Source organism: Acetobacterium sp. KB-1 (assembly GCF_003260995.1).
GTDB lineage: Bacteria > Bacillota > Clostridia > Eubacteriales > Eubacteriaceae > Acetobacterium > Acetobacterium carbinolicum.
This window is the reverse complement of the sequence record NZ_CP030040.1, coordinates 3,588,129-3,609,378: the sequence shown is the minus strand read 5'-3', so window position 1 is coordinate 3,609,378 and position 21,250 is coordinate 3,588,129. Positions and strand designations below refer to the sequence as shown.

Genomic DNA, 21,250 nt, shown 5'->3' with positions numbered 1-21,250 from the left:
TTATTCATCGTACCTGAAAATGGTATCGAACTGGCTCCAATCTATTCCGGCAGATTTGCGGAGCCTTTCCGGCAGGATGTGCACATAATAAAGGGTGTCTCTGAATTTGGAATGCCCCATATAGGTGCTGAGATACGGCAGCATTGACATGACATCCCGCCCTTCATCAACCCAACGCATGATGTTGTGACTGGCAAAAGCGTGACGAAGGTCATACGGTCTGGGATTTACGTGTTTTACGAGACCACTTTTGTCCCAGCAAAGATGGAAGTGCTTTGTCATCCACCCGGTATCATAAGGGATGCTATCGGTTCGCTGAAAGAACCATTCTCGAGTACCGGCCAGCTTATCATATCGACGATAAAGTTCCAATAAATCCGAGGACACGATGATATGGCGCTCCTTATTTGAGTAGAGAGTAGCCTTTCGCTGTTTGCCACCGTCTAATACCCATGCTTCACATCCTTCATGGGGCGTTTTTATTGACATATCATCTCAGGTAATTCTGATTGGATTAAAACTTGTCCAATAGGCCGTATCAAATCCGGTCTTACCGTCGTAATAGTAAATGACGGTATCGGCTGGGATGGGCGTAGTTCCTACTGCTGGGGCATTGCCTTTAAATGTGATAGTCAATCCGGTACAAAGGTTAAAGGCGTTATCATTAATCAAGGTCACTGATTCTGGCAGGGTGATGGTTTTGAGCGCTTGACAGTTTTTAAAAGTTGCAGCACCGATAGTTGCAAACGTCGCAGTCTCGGCAAAGCTCACGTTAGTTAAATTGATGCAATTTTGGAAGGCGTAATTCCCCGTTGATGTTACTGCTGCTGGAATCGTAATTGATGTCAGCGCTTGGCAGTCATTAAACGTGTATTCAGCAATGGTTGTAATCTGTGAAGTCCCGGCAAAGGTCACCGTCTCTAAAACGGTACATCCGTCAAAGGCATGCGATTTAATTGTCGTAACCGTTTCAGGAATTGTCATGGCACTCAGCGATGTACAATTTTCAAAAGCATTTAGACCAATGAGGTTTAGCGTTGAGGTCCCGGTGAAGCTTACCGTGGTCAATCCGGCACAGTTTTGGAAAGCATAGTCATCAATTTTCGTGACTTTTTCTGGAATCGTGATGGTTCCCACTGCTGTACACCCCTCGAACGCATACAAGCCAATTGTTGCGACGGTTTCAGGAATTGTGATGGTGGCCAATTTCGAACAATCTCGGAACGCACCATTACCAAAAGTTGTTATTGTTGGCGTCCCGGCGAAGCTTACGGTGGTCAGATTTGTACAGTTTTGGAAGGACCAACCCCCAAACGAAGACACGCTTTGAGGGATTTCAATCCCAGTCAGCGCTATACAGTTATAAAAAGACTCTCTTCCAATGGTTGTAAGTGTTGGCGTTCCGGCAAAGCTTACCGTAGTCAGCCCTGTGCAATTATAAAAAGCATTATCCTTAATCGCTGTCACACTGGCAGGGATGGTAATCCCTGTCAATGATGTACAATCGTCAAAAGTCTCGATTTCAATCGCTGAGAGCCTCGATGTACCAGCAAAGGTCACCGTCGCTAGGTTTGTACAGTTTTGAAAGGCATTTTTACCAATGGTTGTAACCGTTTCGGGAATGGTAATCCCTGTCAGCGCACTACAGCCAATAAAGGTCGCTGGACTAATGGTTGCCAGCACTGAATTCGCAGCAAAAGTCACCGTAGTCAAACTTGTACAATTTTGAAAGGCATTATTGCCAATCGTCGTGACACTAGCAGGGACAGCCATCCCGGGCAACGCACTGCATTCGGCAAAGCCCTGATTGCCAATCGTTTGCAGTGACGAATTTGCGGCAAAGGTTACTGTGGCCAACTGCTCACAATCATAAAATGCCTTTTCGCCAATTGACGTGACCGCTTCCGGAATGGCAATCGCTGTCAATAATTTACTGCCATCGAAGGCCTGAATACCAATGGTTTGAACTGCAGACCCGGCGAAAGTCACCGTGGCCAATGCCGGACACGCCCTGAAGGCACTATTTCCAACCGTCAGTACATTTGCGGGAATCGTGATAGATCCCAATTTCGCACATTCATAAAAGGCCCCGCCATCAATGGTTGTCAGCGCCGCATTTTCGGCAAAGGTTACCGTAGTCAATTCACTGCATGCTCTAAACGCACTGTCACCAATCGACGTGACACTAGCCGGAATGCTAATCTTTGTCAGGGCGGTTTTTGACCTGAATACATTGACGCCAATACCAGTTACTTCAATTCCCCCCACTGTCTCCGGAATAGTCACATCGCCACCAGCTCCAGCGTAGGCAGTGATCATGCCTGCACCATTAATTTGAAATACTCCGGTTGATGGGAACTCCGCGGTAATAACTGGTGAATTGGCGGCATTACTGACGCTTGTTGCCCCTGCCACCGTAAAGAAATTCGCTGTAATGTCTGCTGTGGTATAGGGGTCTTTCAAGGTCAAGGTGATGGTGGCCACATAGGTCGTTGAGGCCGCAAAGGAGGTACCTGCTGTAACAGCCGATCCATCTTTTACACGCCATGCAATCGTTCCGGTATATTGGGCCGTCTCATCAATGATGGAATCTGCTGTTGCCCCATAATAAGGCTGGTTCACGCCCGCAATATCCGCTTTCAGATCTTTAACCGTGACGTTACATGTCGCCGTTTTTCCACCATCAGCAGTCATAACAGTAATGATCGCCGTGCCTTCGGCAACACCGGTCACCTTGCCAGCGGTATCCACCGTGGCAACACTCTCATTATTTGAGCTCCAGTTGACTGCCGGATTCGTTGCATTAGCCGGTGCGACCGTCGCTGTCAGTGTTTCTTCTCCAGCTTTATTAAGTGTGAGATTAGTTTTGTTGAGACTCACCCCGGTGACTGAAACCAGAGGAGCGTCACCGGTTGCCGGGAACTCCGCGATTACTTCCAGCGAATTAGCCGCATTGCTGACTGTTGCCTCTGTCACTGTAAAGAAATCCGCCGAGATATCCGCTGTGGTATAGGGGGCTTTCAAAGTCAGGGTGATGGTAGCTACATAGGTCGTTGATGCTGCAAAGGCACCTCCAGCTGCCAGCGAGTCCCCATCTTTTACGCGCCACTGAATGGTTCCCGAATATTGAGCGGTTTCATCAATGGCAGCCTCCGCTATTGCCTCATAAACAGGCCGGGTCACGCCGGTTATTGCCGGATTCAGGTCTTTTACTGTGACAGTACAGGTTGCGGTTTTATTACCATCAGCGGTGGTAACCGTAATGATCGCCATGCCCTCAGCAACACCAGTCACCTTGCCATCCGTATCCACGGTAGCAATGCTCTCATTATCTGAGCTCCAGCTGACTGCCTTATTAGCAGCATTAGCCGGTGCGACTGTCTCCGTCAGGGTTTCTGCACCATCTTTATTGACAGTGGCAACGGTTTTGTTCAAACTCACCCCCGTGACCGCAACCGGAACGACGACGCCACCACCGCCATCCGTTGACGGAATCACCGGTGGGATAACCACTTCCGGGTCCACGGTATGGGAATCCGGGGCTTTTTCAAAGATAACCCCATCGGCATTGACTTCTGCTCGATGTACTTTCCCCTCGCCTTTCACCGCAGCCGTTCCATCCAGTACCAGGTCATCCACTGTTGTTCCGCTATTCAGGGTCACTGTGCATCCCGCTGCGTCACTTCCCACCGTCAGATTGCCGATGGACGTGTCCTTCCCCTGGGTGGTCAATTTCATATTGGGGGCATTCGCTGTCACACTGTCAAATTGACCTTCCAGAAGCACCACCTGTCCTTCAGCATCTTCGGAGATCACCACTTCCAGGCCGTTCAGATCAAGGGCGACAATCCGCACCTGTCCAGTGGGGGTTGTCTCCACGGTAATTTTTTTGTAACTGCCCCCATTGATATGAATGCTATTGATACCACAGCCGCGAACCACGGTGTCACCTTCTACCGTTACGTTATTCAGGGTAACATCACCATCCCCAACAGCTTCGCTAATGGTCAAATCCCCCTGAATTAAGAGATTCTGGAGGATCACCCCATCAGCGCAAATTTTCACATCGCCCTCGATACTCTGGGTTTCTGTTTCCTGCCCATAAGTGCCAGCTGTGTCATAAACCACCGGTTCGATTACGTTTTTCTCAACTTTCACCATCAGGGCTTCCAGCCGCAGGGAACTTCCGACAGTACCGAGTTGCTCACCATCCTTAATCCACTGGCTTGCATCTTCCGGCAGATCCCCGATATTCTGAACATGGCCCCGGTATAAAACGCTGTAACCGGAAACCGATTGACCGTCAGCATCGGCCAGGATGATTTTAATGGCTTCAATCCGGAGGCTTTCCCCCCGAGTGCCGGCGTATTCCCCATCTTTCGGCCAGGACGTGGTATCGTTTACATCATAAAGCCAACCCTTGTTCTGGACGTGAACATTATAGCGAAGCTCTAGACCGGACGGTATTTCCCCGGTCAGTTTGATTTCAAAGCCCTCAATCCGTTTGGACTGACCGACGGTTCCGATGATTTCCGGACCCTCCACTCAGCTGCCATCAACCGGGACATCACCAACATCCTGAACGTGCCCCCGGTAGGTAACAGCCACCGGGTTTTCAACCGCCAAAACAGTTACCGGCATCGATAAAATAAATACTGCAAAAAAGACGCACCAATAGAATCGTTTGTTGTTCATGAGAATTTCTCCAATCACTTAAATTTTGGCATTTGTATGAAATCATCGAATTCAAACAACCTATTTTAACTTCTCAAATTCCATATCCTGAACGCAAAGATACCTATGTTTATAGATTAACATATGAATATTTAATATGTCAATTTTACTGACAATATTTTTGATCCGCATTTAATGACCGTTATTACCGACTTTTATTGTTAGTGATTTTCTGAAATGACACCATAGCATTATTTTGTTTCGTCCATTGTATCCTTAACCTCCTGAACGTTCGTTCTTTCAGGTTAGTCTACAATAATTCGACCTGTTTTACACTACGCCCTCTTTGTCGAGTAGGCAAGGGGGATTTCACCCCAAGTCTCTCACAGAACCGTACGTGACACTCTCGCGTCATACGGCTCTTGTTATCCAATCGTTGGTTTGATACCCTCCTCCCAATGATAAAAGAGTTTAGTTTTTGAATTGGCTAAATGCACTAACATTCGCCAGGCTTTTCTTTTGCTTTTCTTGACTGTTTTATATTTTCTCTTTAACCACTGTACGAGTGTCTTATTTACATAATCAATTTCTTTTCGTGCTTCTCTGGAACAGAATTTTGTGAAATAATTCATCCATCCTCAAATAATCGAATTTAACTTTTCAGCCAGTGATTCCAGTGAACTTGTTTTGCATGATTTTCTTATTTTTCGGATTTTATCTCTGAAGTTCTGCGCAGAACTTTTACTTACCGCTGGAGAAAAGGCATTGAAGAAATTTCCATTTTTGCTTTTGACAGATCTTCTTCTAAACGTATAACCCAGAAAATCAAACGATTCATTTTCATATCGTTTATTATAACGATCACTTCGGCCGTAAACTATTTTCGTTTTATACGGATGGATTTCCAAACCGCACTCTAACATTCTTTTCTTTAGGTATTCCAACAAATTGAATGCTTCCTGTTCGCTTTGACAGTGTATGACACCATCATCAGCATAACACACCCATGGATTTTGAGGATATTTTCTACTAATCCATGTGTCGAATGCATAGTGCATAAACAGATTTGCAAGAACCGGGCTAATAACACCACCTTGCGATGTACCCAATGACCTTTCTCTTAATTCTCCATCGTTCATCACTATTGGTGCCTTAAGAAATCTCTCAATATAAAGAATGACCCACTTTTCATCGGTATGCCATTTTACTGCTTTCATCATCTTTGTGTGATCAATATTATCAAAAAGTCCTACAATATCAAACTCAATCAGCCATGGCATTTTCCAACAGCGTTCACGTGTTATGGCAACTGCATTGATTGAAGAACGGTTTGGTCGATAACCAAACGAGTTATCATAGAATATGGGTTCTACGATGGGTTCAAACGTCAACCGTACAACCATTTGTGCAATGCGGTCTTCATTCGTCGGAATTCCCAATAGCCGCATTTCCCCATTTCTCTTTGGTATTTCCGCACCTTTTACTGGCTTTTGAAAATAGCTGCCAGAAGACATTCTGTTCCACAATTTATAAAGATTGTTCTTCAGATCTTTTTCATATTTTTCGAAATTGATTCCATCAATCCCACCTGCCCCTTTATTTGCTTTTACACATTTGTAGGCCTGTAATATTTGATATTTTGAAATTTGAAACGACTTTCCTTCTTGCCTAAAATCCTCCCATTTCCGGTTGTTCTATTTTTGAAGTATAGATAACAGAATCCCTTCGCTCCCTTCCCATTACAGGAATTTCATCACTACTACGAATTCTTCCGCACCTGAATGATTCATCGCTACTTTCATCCTTGTCATTTTGCTGCTTGGATTTTTCGCTTAGCATTATCATTCAGGATTATTCTGTTCCTTATAAGAGCCTATGCCATGCTCCTGAAGCTATACACCGGCAGCCATCTGACCAGTAATCAGGTTTCCGTTAGATTAATCCCAACTATGTCTCAAAACGGTTGGTTTTGACTGCATTTTAGTATTAACGATGCTTCTTCGGTCTCTTCACTTTCGTTCAGCTACATGGCACACACCTGACTGATTATTCAGCCTTTTCCGTTTGCGCTCAGCACCATAACTTTTGGTTATAGCACCCAAAGGTGGTTTGAAACCCACACCTGAATGTTGATTTCGAGAGGCCTGCTCTCATCTCTTATAAAGCAAGAATTCAGATTTTCTACTTTCCCTCCTTTCCACTTTCCTGAATCCTTCATGACACACTGAATCGCTTACTAATAGACGGGTTTTTGCGGAAGAACCCCGCCACCCCGTAATATCCAGTTAGCTCCGGTTCTTTTTTATTTTTTGTGGCACCTTGTATTTATGCGCTTACAGAGTTTTTAGATTTTTATCAATCGGTCATACTTTTAGGTGAAGAGTAAAATCAAAAAAATAAAAAAGAATCGCTAATTAAAGCCATTCTTTTAACTAAATATTATTTCTTACTGGAGCTAGCGGGGGAAATCAAACCCCCGACCTACTGATTACGAAACAGTAGGTAAATGGCTTAAAATAGACATTTATGTGTGATATGCGACATGTTTACGACACGTTTTACTCTTTTTTTCGAATGTTTATACTTGTACATGAATTACCACTTTCATTTATTAAACTTTAGAAAACGAATGCACCATTAAATAACTAATGTCTGACCTCTATTCTGATCAACCCCATGCAGTTGCGGACGGATTCCATGATTGTCTTCCAGGTAATTTCCGATGCATAAGAAAATTTCTTTTGATAAGCCAGGCAAAGATTTTCCATGACACTGCTATTTTCCACTTCATCAACGATCAATAGCATATCGGTTAAATAATGCTCTGTACCACGCTTGTTCGCAGTTGCCATCAGCGCCTGATTGAAAACTGTAGGATTCATGTTTTCACCATATAATTGAAGCAGGCTGTGGATGTCATAAAAATCTCTCATGCGGGTATTGGTGGTATTGCGGGAAATAATGGTTTCCAACTTTTCGACCAGAATCGACTCCAGATTGTAAGCCCAGATATCAATTGCACGTTCTTCCAACATCAGCTTGAGTTGATACCGAATTTCTTTAGGGGTAATAATATCACCTGTGGAAATATCCACCTTAAATGGTGTGATCACGCCATCAAACTTTGTCTCGATACTAACCCTGATCCCCGGATACTCGGCTTCATCCATTATCTCACCAATGCTCTTGATATAAAAAGATACACCATCGTCCAAAGGAACCGAGGCAATCGAAGTAACTATCTGCTCAACGTCATCAGCCTTCACATTGATTCCTTTTACCGTGGCATCCAAATCCATGGTCGATCGTGCGTTTAACCCGATCATCGCCGTTACTAGAATTCCCCCCTTCAAAATGAATCGATCTTTATATTCAGAAAGAGAAATTCGCTCCAGAAATCGTTCCATCATATAATGTCGCATCAGCATCTGGGCATCCGCTGCTTTTTTTTTTTGATAGATTACGGATCAAATCCTTCAGTTGTTTTGATGTCTTGATCATAATAGTACCTCCAGATATTGTCGCAAAATTTTTTCAACCCGAAACAGGGATGCATACTGCATTAATGTTCGCAAATTCTTATCTTTGCATCGGACATATTGCTTTATTGCGTCTTGAAAGGTCTGGATTTCAACCCCTTTGCGACTGCGGATCAGATCACAGATGGTTCTTTCCATATCATAAACCGGAACCGTATGTCCAAAGGACGTCTGAGCAGTTGTGCAGCCTACTCCATGAAGCTCGGGCTTAACCGTATAAACCTGGACTCCATCGGCTTTCAGCCGGTTGGGATTATAGCCAGTCTTAACTGTTATCGAATAGGGAGCTGGTTCCCGGTCCGTCAAATCATGAAGAAACAAAGCGGTTTCATGCGAAAAGACAGCTTGTTTACTGCGAAGATGTATCAGATACAGCGTATCGATCCAGGCATCCGCTGAAGCATAGACGCCATGGGCCACCTGTTCCAGTTTTTTCTCTTTAATATAATCATAAAATACAGGTTTGGAAATTCCTTCGGCAACAACCTGCGAAGTTTGAACAATGCCGTCATGATCGGCTATCAATTTATCCAGCTGTTCGTATCGGTCCACGATTCCACTTCCTTTCATACTAATATTATAAACATTATTAGTACGAAAGTAAATATGCTGAATGTTCTATTCATTAACCGTAATCGGAAAAACGTAAGAGAATTTGATTAAAACCTTGAAATTTTGTCACTTTGCTTGGTGGAGGTGACCCGTAACGGTTCAAGGTGACAATTGATATAAATCATTTTAGACATAAGGTCTTTGTTTATAAAACTATTTTCTAAGTGGTAAATTTTTATATTGACGATTCTATATTTTTTTGATCTAATCACGACTCCTTCTCTTTATCCTATGAAAGCTGATAATGATGCATCAATCAAAATAAAGTTAAGTAATGACTACCAAAAATAGACTTAATGCTAATAATTTTAAAAAATAAAAACTTATTTCCCAGTTTCTAAAATATCTGATGGCTGATTACAAAACAAAAATAAATTTTTTATAGACTTATTAACTCTCTACAAATGATTCATGTGTGTCGCCTAGTGCTGATTCACCTTTAGGGACAACCATAATTTTGATCCCTTCCAGCCGATAGCCAAACCCAGCTGTTCCGGCTGCTTCTCCATTTTTGGCCCAATCCAGCCAGCCGAAATTTTGAGCATGGACCTGATAGTAAATGTCATATTGGCCGGCATCTTCGCCGGTCAGATTAATTTTGATCGCTTCCAGTCGCAGTGCTTGTCCTTGGGTTCCGCTCATCGCGCCATCGGCTGCAAAATCCTGCCAGCCAATATTTTCCACATAGGTTGAATATTCAACGCCAAGATTTACCTGGTCTTCAAGTTCTATTTTTATCCCTTCAAGCCTCAGACCCTGTCCTTCAGTTCCGCTGATCTCACCCTCGGATACAAAACCCTGCCAGCCGATATTCTCAACATGGGTCTGATAACTGCAGCTAATTTCCTCATTGTCATCACGATAGATGGTCAGGCTATAGTTTTTTGTACTGGCGTCCTGGGCAACGACCATAAGCTTAACTTCATTATCCCCGAGAGAAAGTGGAATTGTCTGTGAACCTCCCTGGTTTAAAATAGCGCCGTTTAAAAGCATGACGGCATTTTCGTCGAAGGCTGATGCGGTCAGCTCGATCGTATCCACATCACTGTCCACACTGGCGTAGTAAGTGGTGGTTCCTGGGTCAAAGCCCGGACTTAATGAGCCAGCGTTAAGTGACAGGCTGGTCAAATCGGCATCATTGATTATTTCGTTAACAGAGTTAGAAACTGAAATAATATAGGCTTTCGACTTACCGTCCTGGGCAGTTATAACAACCGGAATCATATTAGCGCCGTTAATGAGGCTTACACTTGTTTCGCTACCTGAAGTTGCTTCCACGCCGTTAATGGTCAGGCTGGCTCCAGGGTCAAGGGTCTGGGCAGTAATGCCGATGATGTCAATGTCGGTGGCGTCCACTCTGTAGGCGGCTGTATTCGTATCAAAGGCAGGGCTTAGACTGCCCGAATTAACGGTAAGACTTAAAAGATCAGCCGGTGCTTCTGTGGTAAAGGAGGCAGTGGCAGCTTCCATAGTTATATAATCAGTGTTTTTAAATCCGGAAATGTCTATGGTATAGCTTTGATAATAGGCTAAGCTGGAATAGGGAATAGTATAGGTCCGACTACCGTTTGACCAAACTCCTCCACTGAGGGGTGTGCCGTTAATCGTAACCGTGCCGGTTACGGTGGTATCCATATTATCGTTGTTAAAAGTAATGACCACATTGCCGTCAAGTGGTGCATCACTGTTAGCTGGGCTGATGCTGTCGACCATTGCTGCCGTTTCAAGCGTCCAGATGGCGTACAGGGTTAAATCATCGGAGATTGTAATATTGTCGCCTGGTGCATAAGATGTGCCGCTGTCATCTGCTTCTGTATTCCACTCTTTAAAAGTGTAACCAGGATTTTCAAAAACACTTGAATCTTCGAGTGTTGCCGTTCCAACCTGAGGAACATTTTCGATTTTAGAGTCCGACCCAACATTGTCATAATAAGTCAAAGTATAAGCCAGTGCATATATGCCAGCATCAGACCAACCGGGCAGGCTAAAGCCATAGAGCGGCCCTGATTTTGGAAAATGCGTATGGGTTTCTGTATCGGGAGTTGTACAGCTATCATGTGCTAAAAATACCAGGGCATCACCACTTAAAGAAAATGAATTATCATGTCCACCCGTACCATGGCCAATATCTTCGCTACCTACGGAAAATACCTTACCGCCTTTTATTAAGATTGTCCCGCTATCTCCCTCTGAACCGCCACCGATACCGGCACCACCGCCGTAGGCACCGGAACCATTTCCACCGGTAGCAGTGACCGTGCCATCGGTGATGGTAATCGTACCGCCATGTCCAGCAAAACCGCCACCGCCGATACCGGCACCTAGATCTCCACCCCTTGCAGTGACCGTGCCACTGTTGATGGTAATCTTTCCTCCTTGTGCTTCAGATCCGCCGCCGATACCGGCACCATATTCACCGCCGGTTGCAGTAACCTTACCATTTGATATGGTAATCGTACCGCCAACTTTACCAGATCCGCCGCCGATACCGGCAGCACTTTCCCCGCCGGTTGCAGTAACATTACCATTTGATATGGTAATCGTACCACCAACTGCACCAGCTCCGCCGCCGATACCGGCACCGCCACCGCCGTTCCATAGACTTGGTGTACTTCCACCGGTAGCTTTGACCGTCCCGTCGTTGATGGTAATTTCACCACCAGCTCCACTTTTACCGCCACCGATCCCGGCACCATACTTTTTACCGATTGCAGTAACCTCTCCGTCGTCGATGGTAATTTCACCACCAGCTCCACCATTACCGCCGCCGATACCTGAACCAGAATCTCCGCCGGTAGCAGTAACCTTACCATTTGATATGGTAATCGTACCGCCAGCTGCACCATTTCCACCGCCGATACCGGCACCTTTAGATCCACCAGTTGCAGTGACCGTCCCCCCCGATATGGTAATCGTTCCGCCATCTCCATGCTTGCCGTCGTCTTCCCAATCGCCGCTGCCGATTCCGGCACCACCTTCATCTCCGCCGGTTGCAGTGACCGACCCGTCGGTTATGGTAATCGTCCCACCAGCCGCATTATAACCGCCACCGATACCGGAACCAGCATATCCACCGGTTGCAGTGACTGACCCTCCCGATATGGTAAACGTACCGCCAGCTCCGTAATCACCGCCACCAATACCGGAACCGGCATATCCACCGGTTGCAGTGACTGACCCCTCCAATATTGAAATAGTACCGCCAGTTACTTGATAACCGCCGCCGATACCGGCAGCGTATTTTCCGCCAATTACATTAAGAATGCCATCTCCTTTTATTTCTAGCTCTGTGCCTGTTTCCACTTGGATACCAGGCTTATTAGAACCGCTTTTAAGAGTATTTGTTCCATTTATAATCAGGATGTTACCGATGCCTGAAAAGCTGAGGGCACAGGCACTGACGTCACTTGTTACCGAATCAAGCGTCAATGTGACACCCTCGCCACAAGAAATTTGAACATTTTGACTGCCGATCAGCGTTGCCGTTGCACCCGCGTCTACATTAACTGTATCGCCTGCTGCACAGGTACTGATATCAAATGATTGGCCGTCAGATACGGTATTCGTTGTTGCCTGGGCCGTTTGCGGTAACACTCCAACAATCATTAACATGCCGATGACAATAAACAAACATTGGGGTATTCTTCTTTTAAATAACTTTTCCATATTATCCTTTTTCTCCCTCTTGTTTTTTATATTTCGTTAGCATACAGCTCAACGTTATTGCTCCAGTTAATTACCAACCATCCATTTATGTATGAATAAAAGACTTTATCACCAAGCAAACAGACACGAATTGTTTATTCTTGGTATTTGAATTCATTGTAATACTTCCGTTAGTAAACTACACTTTAATTATAGTATACATGATTCATTAAAAAAAAAGCTACAATTAATTATAATTATTCATTTCTTCTATCTTACTGAATACTACCGCAGATGGTATTGAAGGAGCTATTATATGTTTGTTCTGTAAAAATCAAACTGATAAATTGTCAAAATCGGTGTTAAAATACCCATAATAAACGGTTGAAAATTCCCCAAAAACACGGTATGTTTCTTCTTAAAGATAAGGAGGACAACCGAATGATTACAATTGAGGAGTATTACATGATCAAATGTTTAAAGAACAAGGGAATGTCAATCATGCAGATTTCCAGAGAAATGGGTGTTGATCGAAAAACGGTCAGCAACTGGCTTAAGCACAACGAACCGCCAGCATATCGGAAACGTCAGTTTCGGCAAGGAAAGCTTGATCCGTTTAAAGATTATATCCTGGAACGAATGAATGAAGGCTGTGTCAATGCCGCTGTGATTTTTGATGAAATTGCAGCCGACGGGTACCAGGGGAAAATGACGATTCTTCGGGAATTCATGAAACCATATCGCGAAAAAGTGTTAGCCAAAGCATCAATCCGCTATGAAACGCCCCCTGGCAAACAGGCYCAGGTTGACTGGGGAGAATTCGTTGTCACGATGCCCGATGGAAAGCTCAAAAAATTGTATGCMTYCATCATGGTTTTRGGSCATTCCAGAAATTATTATCTTGAGTTYACSGAGARTTCRAAATTTGACACATTAATCGGYTGCCATGAACGGGCATTTGCCTATTTKGGYGGTGTAACWGARAGYATTCTGTATGACAAYATGAAAACKGTYGTTGCCCACAGTCACAAAACCGGCAACGATAAATGGAATCAGCGGTTTTTGCGATTTGCCGAGCATCACCATTTTATTCCGGTTCGGCATCGGCCTTATCTGCCCCGTTCCAAGGGCAAGGTGGAACGCGGGGTCCGATATGTACGCGGCAACTTCTGGCCCAGAGTCAAAAGCTTTTCCGATCTAACTGACCTCAATGAACAGGCTCGACTCTGGCTGGATACGAAATGTAACGTCAGGCTTCATCAGACAATTCACAAAATTCCCCGTGATAGACTGAAGGAAGAACAGCTGAAACCCGTTAATACCGAACCGTTTCTTTCTGTGGATCTGGTCAGCAGGAAGGTCATGAATGATTGTATGATCAGTTATCAGTCCAATTATTTTTCCGTTCCCTTCCGCTTTGTTGGTCACCGTGTCGGTGTGCGGGATCTGAGAAATGGAACGATTGAAATCTATGATGAAACTGGTGCTTTGATTGAAGGTTACCGGAAACCGGCTCAAAAACATCAGGTTCAAAAAATGAAAAAGCACTTTGAAGGATTGAACAGTCAAAACCATAAAGCCAAAGCCCGCAAAGCACCGCTTATGATTCCAGATCAATCGCCCAAAGTGCATCAAAGACCGCTCGCAGTCTATGATTCTTTAGTCAGTGAGGTGACCATATGGTAACCCATCACCTGAAGGAAGCTTTTGATCGTCTGAATCTCACGCATATGGCCGCCGTTTATGACCACCATGCTGAAGAAGCTTCCAAGGATAGTATATCCTATTTGGAGTTTCTGGACAAGCTGCTTTGGGCAGAAATTGATGCAAAAAGAGAACGGACAACTACGACGAACTTGAAACTTGCAAAATTTCCCTATATCAAGGCCATCGATTCATTTGACTTTGATTTCCAGCCCAGTGCCAATCAGCGTAAGGTAAATGAACTGAAAACGCTCGCCTTTGTGGAACGTTCCGAAAATGTCGTGTTTTTGGGCCCGCCCGGCGTTGGCAAAACTCATCTGGCCGTAGGTCTGGCGGTTTGTGCGATCAAAAGTGGCTATACTGCTTATTTTCTCAGTGCACATGAACTGATTTCAATGATTCAGGAAAATATTGTTTCCGGGCGCATTCATCGCAAACTTAAAACACTGAATAAACCCAATATCCTGATTATTGATGAAGTTGGCTATGCGGCCATGGATGATGAAGTGGCTCATTACTTTTTTCAGATTGTTTCCAATCGCTATGAAAAAGGCTCAATCATTCTGACTTCCAACAAGTCCTACGGTAGTTGGGGTGATGTGTTCGGAAATAATGTCGTTGCAACGGCGATCCTGGATCGACTGCTGCATCATTCCACAACGATCAATATCAAAGGTGACAGCTATCGGATTAGGGAAAAGAAAAAGGCTGGCTTTTATGATGTCAGCCTATATGAAAACGAATCGAACGATGCTAATGGGTAATTTTTACCGTTTATTTTGGGAAGTTTTAAAATGATGTCAGCCTATATGAAAACGAATCGAACGATGCTAATGGGTAATTTTTACCGTTTATTTTGGGAAGTTTTAAAATGATGTCAGCCTATATGAAAACGAATCGAACGATGCTAATGGGTAATTTTTACCGTTTATTTTGGGAAGTTTTAAAACGGTATTGACAAAATTACGCAGAACATCCAAAAAAGGTTCGAATTATTTAATTTTCTAAAACATCTATAAATATCTTCTAGAAAATGAAACGCGCGCACTTGTACTACCCTATAAATAAAAATATTATTCAATTTACAAAGTAAGTATTCAATTCGGTTTCTCTTAAACGCATGGCCACGCTTTCGGTCAGCATAAAATGATGATCTTGACGACATTCGCAAATGTAAGTTTAACCAAAGTGTTGTTGTAAGAAACGGTGCTAAGATCCTCCTCAGGGGAATTTTTGAAATGTTTTTGACATTGTGAAAAGTACGACAAAAAGTAGGCTACAAGTACGACAAATAATAGGGGTAAAATAACCAGAAATAGCCAGAGTTTTTTGATTTTTCACAGTAGGTCACACTTTCGGTGGAAACATAATTCAAAAAATAAAAAAAGAACCGCTAATTAAAGCCATTCTTTTAATAAAATATTATATTCTTACTGGAGCTAGCGGGGGGAATCGAACCCCCGACCTACTGATTACGAAACAGTAGGTAAATGTCTTATTGCGGACATTTATATATGATATGCGACATGTTTACGACACGTTTTACTCTTTTTTTCGAATGTTTATACTTGTACATGAATTACCACTTTCATTTATTAACCAAAAAACGAACGTACCATAAAATAACTAATGTCTGCCCTCCATTCTGATCAACCCCATGCAATTACGGACGGATTCCATGATTGTCTTCCAGGTAATTTCCGATGCATAAGAAAATTTCTTTTGATAAGCCAGCCAAAGGTTTTCCATGACACTGCTATTTTCCACTTCATCAACGATTAACAGCATATCGGTTAAATAATGCTCTGTACCACGCTTGTTCGCAGTTGCCATCAGTGCCTGATTGAAAACTGCAGGATTCATGTTTTCACCATACAGTTGAAGCAGGCTGTGGATGTCATAAAAATCTCTCATGCGGGTATTGGCAGTATTGCGGGAAATAATGGTTTCCAACTTTTCGGCCAGAATCGTCTCGAGGTTGTAAGCCCCAATCAATTTTACGTTCTTCCAGCATCAGCTTTAATTGATAACGCACTTCTTTGGGAGTAATGATATCACCTGTGGAAATATCAACCTTAATCGGTGTGATCACGCCATCAAATCTCGTCTCCATATTAACCCGGATTCCCGGATACTCGGCTTCATCCATTATCTCACCAATGCTCTTGATACGGAAAGATATACCATCATCTAAAGGCACCGAGGCAATCGAAGCAATAATCTGCTCGACATCTTCAGCATTCACTTTGATGCCTTTTACCGTAGCATCCAAATCCATCGTCGATCGTGCATTCAATCCGATCATTGCTGTCACCAGAATCCCTCCCTTCAAAATAAATTGATCTTTATATTCAGAAAGAGAAATTCGCTCCAGAAAACGTTCCATCATATAATGACGCAGCAGCATCTGAGCATCTGCCGCTTTCTTTTTTGAAAGATTCCGGATCAAATCCTTCAATTGTTTTGATGTCTTAATCATAACAGTACCTCCAGATATTGTCTCAAGATTTTTTCAACACGAAACAGGGATGCATATTGCATCAGTGTTCGCAGATTTTTATCTTTACGCCCGACATATTGCTTTATTGCATCTTGAAAGATTTGGATTTCAATCCCTTTTCGACTGCGGATCAGATCACAGATGGTTCTCTCCATATCATAAACCGGAACCGTATGCCCAAAAGGCGTCTGTGCGGATGTGCAGCCCACCGGATGAAGCTCCGGTTTAACCGTATAAACCTGGATTCCATCCTCTTTTAGGCGGGTGGGATTATAACCAGTCTTGACCGTAATCGAATACGGTGCTAGCTCCCGTACCGTCAAATCATGTAGAAATAAAGCGGTTTCATGGGAAAAGATAGCTTGCTTACTTCGAATATGAATTAGGTAAAGCGAATCGGTCCATGCATCCGCTGAAGCATAAACGCCATGAGCCACCTGTTCAAGTTTTTTCGCTTTGACATAATCATAAAAAACAGGTTTAGAAATTCCTTCGGCAACAACCTGCGAAGTTTGAACAATTCCGTCATGATCGACAATCAATTTGTCCAGCTGTTCGTATCGTTTCATAAGCTCACTTCCTTTCGTACTAATATTGTAACAATTATTAGTATGAAAGTAAATGCATTGCGCTATTTTAAGTTCATGAATACCTCCTCCATGACAAATAGTAATTTTTTTCTGTAACAATCCTTATTGAACACTTCTTTATCTATTTTTATCATATCGAATGATATCACATATTGTTTTTTTCACGATTATAAATTCTAATCACCTGACCTTCAAATTCAGTTTAGATATCTTTCTTTTCAAATATTTTTCAACAAAAAAATAAATTTCAAGTTTAGGATAATCGATATAAAAAAGCTCTATTATTCTCACTTCCAACAAATCTTATGGCAGTTGGGGTGAAGTATTCGAGAATAACGTTGTCGCCACGGCCATACTGGATCGTCTATTACACTATTCCACAACTATCAATATCAAAGGCGACAGCTATCGTATCCGAGAAAATAAAAAAGATGGTTTTTATGATACCGGCAAGTTTGACGAAAACCCATCAATTAAACGAGGATTTTTCGACCGATTTTTTTATTATAACCCCTTCATATCTGCTCACAATTTTATTGTCCAATTAATTGTAGCCTATCCAGTTTTACAACATACGTCACACTTCCGTTTACCCTACTCTCCCCAGCATAGCTGGAGGATTAATATTTTTATTTAGTGTTTTATTTTTTTTTAATCCCGTGGATTCGTCTACCCTTTCAGCCGATATTTGATCGATAGAGTGCGTCGCTCAAAAGTCTGATTTACTTGCAAGGTTTCGCATTTTTAGGGTGCATCAACCTGAAAATAGTCTTTGTATGACGCATTTTCATAAAATATCAAGGTTTATGAATAATTCGGAATAAATTGATTGAATATATTTTGATGGGGTAGAAGTGAAGAATAAAGCAGATGTTTAGGTGATCCCAAGAGATCTATTCAGAGATGGTATTGGATAATTAATAGAAATTTAAGGAGGACAAACATGTTGTTTAAAAACAGAAAAGATGCGGGAATCAAACTGGCGAATGCTCTGGAAAAATATAAGCGCGAGGATGTTATCGTATTGGCATTACCCAGAGGCGGTGTGATTCTGGGGGTTGAAATCGCAAAGATGCTAGATGCTCCACTGGATATTCTTTCAACAAAAAAAATAGGCCATCCCCTGAACAGTGAGTACGCTATTTGTGCGATAACTGAGGATGGCGATCCTATTTGCAATTCAGCTGAAGTTAAGAATATCGATCCGGAATGGCTAGCCGGGGAAATAAAAAAAGTGCGTAACGAGATTAAAAGGCGCAGAGAAATATTTCTAGGGGGAAGAGCACTGTATTCGGTTGAAGGAAAAATAGTAATCATAGCAGACGATGGCATTGCCACAGGACTTACAATGATAGCAGCCATTGATGAGATAAAAAAACGCAACCCCAAACGACTGGTTATTGCGATTCCGGTAACGCCATATGATACCGCCCAAAAGTTGAATTCTATGGTGGATGAGTTAGTATCGCTTGATATAGACGCAAATTATCGGGGAGCGGTTGGCGCATATTATGAAGATTTTACACAGGTAGAAGACAGTGAAGTCATTTCGATCCTTAACGCCTTTGAAAACAAGGACGAATCAGCATGAAAAGCATCGATAAGATCGTACATATCCCTGACGGACAGATAAAGTTAATCGGCTCATTGAAAATTCCAGAAAGCGCAACAGGCGTAGTGCTGTTTGCTCATGGAAGCGGCAGCAGCAGAAACAGTCCCCGGAATAATTATGTGGCAAAGGTGCTCAGAATCCATGGCCTTGGGACTTTGCTGCTAGATTTGCTGACGGTTGAAGAAGACATGAAATATAAAATGCGTTTTAATATCGATTTACTGGCAAACCGGATACTTGTGACGACAAAATGGTTACAGCAGCAGGAAGAAACAAAAAAACCTTACAATCGGATATTTTGGTGCCAGTACAGGCGCTGCGGCAGCATTGCAAGCGGCGGCAATACTAGGAGATCAGGTAAATGCTATTGTTTCCAGGGGCGGCCGGCCCGATCTGGCATGGCCTCATCTTCAAAGTGTAAAATCCCCAACACTCTTTATTGTTGGGGGAAATGATAATATAGTCATCGAATTAAACCAAAAGGCCTATCGCAAAATAATCGGGCTTAAGCAACTTGAAATTATTCCCGGAGCTACCCATCTTTTCGAAGAACCAGGCACGTTGGAAAGGGTTGCTGAAATGGCTGCCAATTGGTTCGTTGAATATCTGAAATAGAAATAGGGAAATAAAACGAGGGCGATTGAATAATGAGCAACCGAACAAAAAATAAATGATAAAAAAATGACATTGAAGGTAAAGGAGGCTAAAGAGATAGAGTTCCATGAAGAAAAGTAAGCAGAGAAATAAAGAAGAACGTTTATCTAAAGCCGTTCTTCAATAAATAATTATTTTTTACTGGAGCTAGCGGGCGGAATCGAACCGCCGGCCTACTGATTACGAATTATATGGTCAACGTATAACAACTTTCATGCAATCACTTAAATGTCTTTATTATGCCATCTAAGTGATTGCTCTTTTCATATTTTTCAATATATTTCATAACTTAATATGTTTTTTCATAGAAACGGACGCCAAATGGACGCCAGAAAATGCCTGTAATTCATTTAGACAAAGCAGCGTTAGAAAGTGTATAATGTCCACAAATAGTTGGACACAAAATCCAGAAAATAAGATAAACTATACACATGAGTAGAAAACGACGAACCTGGACCCCAGAGGAAAAAGCAGCCCTCGTGCTGGAAATCCTCAGAGAAGAAAATACGTTAGCCGAGATCTCTAAGAAGTATGATGTATCTCAGCAATTATTAAGCCGCTGGAAAACCGAATTTATCGCCAATATGTCCGCCGTCTTCAATAAGAAAAATGAAGATGTTGACAAACTCAAACAAGAGCATGAAGATGAAAAGGAGCTGCTCGTAAAGAAAATAGGCGAATTAACATTGGATGTCGATTGGCTTAAAAAAAAACAAATCCAAATCTCTCAAATGAAGAAAAAAGAACGTTAATTGATTGGAAGCACCCTTTCTTAACCATAAAAAAACAGTGCCAACTTCTGACGCTATCGCGATCAACAGCTTATCATGAACCCATAGATGTTGCGCCATCCAAAGATGAAATCAATATCAAAAACGCCATTGATCGTATTCATTTTGAGGAGCCAGCCTATGGCGTCAGACGAATCAGGAATGAATTGCATAAACTGGGCTTTCATCAAGTAGGCAGGCGTCTTGTCAGGCGTTATATGATGGAAATGGATATTGTTTGTTTCTATCCCGGCCCCAATCTGAGTAAGCGAGCCAAAGCAGCCAAAACTTATCCCTACCTGCTGAGAAATCTTGAAATTAACCAACCGAATCAGGTGTGGTCCATTGACATTACTTATATAGGAACCCCAAATGGATTTGTGTATTTAACCGCTATTATTGACTGGTATTCCCGTTATATTGTGGGATACACCATCAGCAACACCTTGCAAACCGACATGGTCACCCGTGTTATAAAAACCGCCATTCAAACCTATGGTGCACCTGAGATCATTAACAGTGACCAGGGCAGTCAGTTTACGTCAAATGCCTATATTGACCTGATTAAAAGCTTTAAAACGACAAAAATCAGCATGGACGGTAAAGGCCGTGCTACCGACAATATTGCCATTGAACGGTTTTTTCGATCATATAAATGGGAACGCCTGTATTTGCTGTACCCGGAAACCGTCACTGAAGTGAGAGCCATGACAAAGGAATACATCGCTAAATATAACAATGAGCGAGGTCACCAGCGATTCAATTACAAAACACCGGCAGCTGTATTCTATGAAAATATGGCATTGGCTGCCTAATCAAAACGCGAAAGGAGATTTATCTAAAAATTTCTAATTTCGTGTCTTGACAAGCGTGTACATTATAGTGTCGCAATACCATTTTCCCCCCACTTCCATTTTCTACTCCAATGCTTTCTAAATGGCTCTTCTACC

General features: G+C 42.8%; 15 protein-coding genes and 2 pseudogenes. 6 read left to right on the top strand and 11 right to left on the bottom strand.

Features of this window, described 5'->3' with window-relative positions:
• From DOZ58_RS16620 to DOZ58_RS19185, 9 genes and pseudogenes are all read right to left on the bottom strand, one after another.
• On the bottom strand, positions 1 to 489 hold the full coding sequence (locus DOZ58_RS16620) for a hypothetical protein (RefSeq protein ID WP_111889319.1): 489 nt from the start codon (positions 487 to 489) through the stop codon (positions 1 to 3).
• Positions 490 to 495: 6 nt separating this feature from the next.
• Positions 496 to 4,545, bottom strand: a complete 4,050-nt coding sequence (locus DOZ58_RS16615; protein WP_111889318.1) for a leucine-rich repeat protein — start codon at positions 4,543 to 4,545, stop codon at positions 496 to 498.
• Positions 4,546 to 4,695 (bottom strand): hypothetical protein, encoded by a 150-nt coding sequence (locus DOZ58_RS18590; protein ID WP_162624555.1) that lies wholly within the window; start codon positions 4,693 to 4,695, stop codon positions 4,546 to 4,548. It lies immediately after the preceding gene.
• Between the two features lie 404 nt (positions 4,696 to 5,099).
• Positions 5,100 to 5,306, bottom strand: a complete 207-nt coding sequence (locus DOZ58_RS19325) for a group II intron maturase-specific domain-containing protein (protein WP_322520065.1) — start codon at positions 5,304 to 5,306, stop codon at positions 5,100 to 5,102.
• A gap of 6 nt (positions 5,307 to 5,312) precedes the next feature.
• Positions 5,313 to 6,305, bottom strand: a complete 993-nt coding sequence (gene ltrA / locus DOZ58_RS16610) for a group II intron reverse transcriptase/maturase (RefSeq protein WP_371414215.1) — start codon at positions 6,303 to 6,305, stop codon at positions 5,313 to 5,315.
• Positions 6,306 to 6,342: 37 nt separating this feature from the next.
• Entirely contained in the window at positions 6,343 to 6,513 is a 171-nt protein-coding gene (locus DOZ58_RS18745) for a hypothetical protein (RefSeq protein WP_204355430.1), read from the bottom strand.
• An 806-nt stretch (positions 6,514 to 7,319) separates the two neighbouring features.
• Positions 7,320 to 8,175 (bottom strand): annotated as a pseudogene (locus DOZ58_RS16605) (nucleotidyl transferase AbiEii/AbiGii toxin family protein).
• Positions 8,172 to 8,783, bottom strand: a complete 612-nt coding sequence (locus DOZ58_RS16600) for a type IV toxin-antitoxin system AbiEi family antitoxin domain-containing protein (protein WP_111889317.1) — start codon at positions 8,781 to 8,783, stop codon at positions 8,172 to 8,174. Before DOZ58_RS16600 ends, DOZ58_RS16605 begins: the two are co-directional and overlap by 4 nt.
• A 432-nt stretch (positions 8,784 to 9,215) precedes the next feature.
• Positions 9,216 to 12,491: a cadherin-like beta sandwich domain-containing protein gene (locus DOZ58_RS19185; RefSeq protein ID WP_111889316.1), complete on the bottom strand. Its 3,276-nt coding sequence runs from the start codon at positions 12,489 to 12,491 to the stop codon at positions 9,216 to 9,218.
• A 420-nt stretch (positions 12,492 to 12,911) separates the two neighbouring features.
• Between DOZ58_RS19185 and istA the strand changes: the two genes are divergently transcribed.
• Together istA and istB are read left to right on the top strand one after the other, a co-directional pair.
• Positions 12,912 to 14,156, top strand: coding sequence for an IS21 family transposase (istA, locus tag DOZ58_RS16590; protein WP_111889315.1), 1,245 nt, complete (start codon positions 12,912 to 12,914; stop codon positions 14,154 to 14,156).
• Entirely contained in the window at positions 14,150 to 14,938 is a 789-nt protein-coding gene (gene istB / locus DOZ58_RS16585; RefSeq protein WP_111887536.1) for an IS21-like element helper ATPase IstB, read from the top strand. The genes istA and istB overlap by 7 nt, the downstream gene beginning before the upstream one ends.
• A gap of 862 nt (positions 14,939 to 15,800) precedes the next feature.
• Here istB and DOZ58_RS16580 read toward each other — a convergent pair.
• Together DOZ58_RS16580 and DOZ58_RS16575 are read right to left on the bottom strand one after the other, a co-directional pair.
• Positions 15,801 to 16,653 (bottom strand): annotated as a pseudogene (locus DOZ58_RS16580) (nucleotidyl transferase AbiEii/AbiGii toxin family protein).
• The gene (locus tag DOZ58_RS16575; RefSeq protein WP_111889314.1) at positions 16,650 to 17,243 is read right to left on the bottom strand and encodes a type IV toxin-antitoxin system AbiEi family antitoxin domain-containing protein; all 594 of its coding nucleotides are present in this window, start codon (positions 17,241 to 17,243) and stop codon (positions 16,650 to 16,652) included. Before DOZ58_RS16575 ends, DOZ58_RS16580 begins: the two are co-directional and overlap by 4 nt.
• A 301-nt stretch (positions 17,244 to 17,544) precedes the next feature.
• Here DOZ58_RS16575 and DOZ58_RS19320 point away from each other — a divergent pair, with 301 nt between their 5' ends.
• The 4 genes from DOZ58_RS19320 to DOZ58_RS16555 all read left to right on the top strand — a co-directional run bounded on the left by DOZ58_RS19320 (position 17,545) and on the right by DOZ58_RS16555 (position 21,115).
• The gene (locus DOZ58_RS19320; protein ID WP_371414214.1) at positions 17,545 to 17,901 is read left to right on the top strand and encodes an ATP-binding protein; all 357 of its coding nucleotides are present in this window, start codon (positions 17,545 to 17,547) and stop codon (positions 17,899 to 17,901) included.
• A gap of 306 nt (positions 17,902 to 18,207) precedes the next feature.
• The gene (locus DOZ58_RS16565; RefSeq protein WP_111889313.1) at positions 18,208 to 18,855 is read left to right on the top strand and encodes a phosphoribosyltransferase; all 648 of its coding nucleotides are present in this window, start codon (positions 18,208 to 18,210) and stop codon (positions 18,853 to 18,855) included.
• 309 nt (positions 18,856 to 19,164) lie between these two features.
• Entirely contained in the window at positions 19,165 to 19,491 is a 327-nt protein-coding gene (locus tag DOZ58_RS19315; RefSeq protein ID WP_204355525.1) for an alpha/beta fold hydrolase, read from the top strand.
• Positions 19,492 to 19,961: 470 nt separating this feature from the next.
• Positions 19,962 to 21,115, top strand: a protein-coding gene (locus DOZ58_RS16555; RefSeq protein WP_256372198.1) for an IS3 family transposase whose coding sequence is annotated in 2 segments (ribosomal slippage) — positions 19,962 to 20,244 and positions 20,244 to 21,115 — 1,155 coding nt in all. Because the reading frame shifts where the segments join, the coding sequence is not laid out codon by codon here.
• The last annotated feature ends 135 nt before the right edge of the window (positions 21,116 to 21,250 follow it).

What these genes read in the sequence shown, in the direction of transcription:
- DOZ58_RS16565 (WP_111889313.1), top strand. Translation starts at nt 18,208, where the DNA reads ATGTTGTTTAAAAACAGAAAAGATGCGGGAATCAAACTGGCGAATGCT.
- DOZ58_RS16600 (WP_111889317.1), bottom strand. Translation starts at nt 8,783, where the DNA reads ATGAAAGGAAGTGGAATCGTGGACCGATACGAACAGCTGGATAAATTG.
- istB (WP_111887536.1), top strand. Translation starts at nt 14,150, where the DNA reads ATGGTAACCCATCACCTGAAGGAAGCTTTTGATCGTCTGAATCTCACG.
- DOZ58_RS18590 (WP_162624555.1), bottom strand. Translation starts at nt 4,695, where the DNA reads ATGAACAACAAACGATTCTATTGGTGCGTCTTTTTTGCAGTATTTATT.
- DOZ58_RS18745 (WP_204355430.1), bottom strand. Translation starts at nt 6,513, where the DNA reads ATGCTAAGCGAAAAATCCAAGCAGCAAAATGACAAGGATGAAAGTAGC.
- DOZ58_RS19185 (WP_111889316.1), bottom strand. Translation starts at nt 12,491, where the DNA reads ATGGAAAAGTTATTTAAAAGAAGAATACCCCAATGTTTGTTTATTGTC.
- DOZ58_RS16575 (WP_111889314.1), bottom strand. Translation starts at nt 17,243, where the DNA reads ATGAAACGATACGAACAGCTGGACAAATTGATTGTCGATCATGACGGA.
- DOZ58_RS16620 (WP_111889319.1), bottom strand. Translation starts at nt 489, where the DNA reads ATGTCAATAAAAACGCCCCATGAAGGATGTGAAGCATGGGTATTAGAC.
- DOZ58_RS19325 (WP_322520065.1), bottom strand. Translation starts at nt 5,306, where the DNA reads ATGAATTATTTCACAAAATTCTGTTCCAGAGAAGCACGAAAAGAAATT.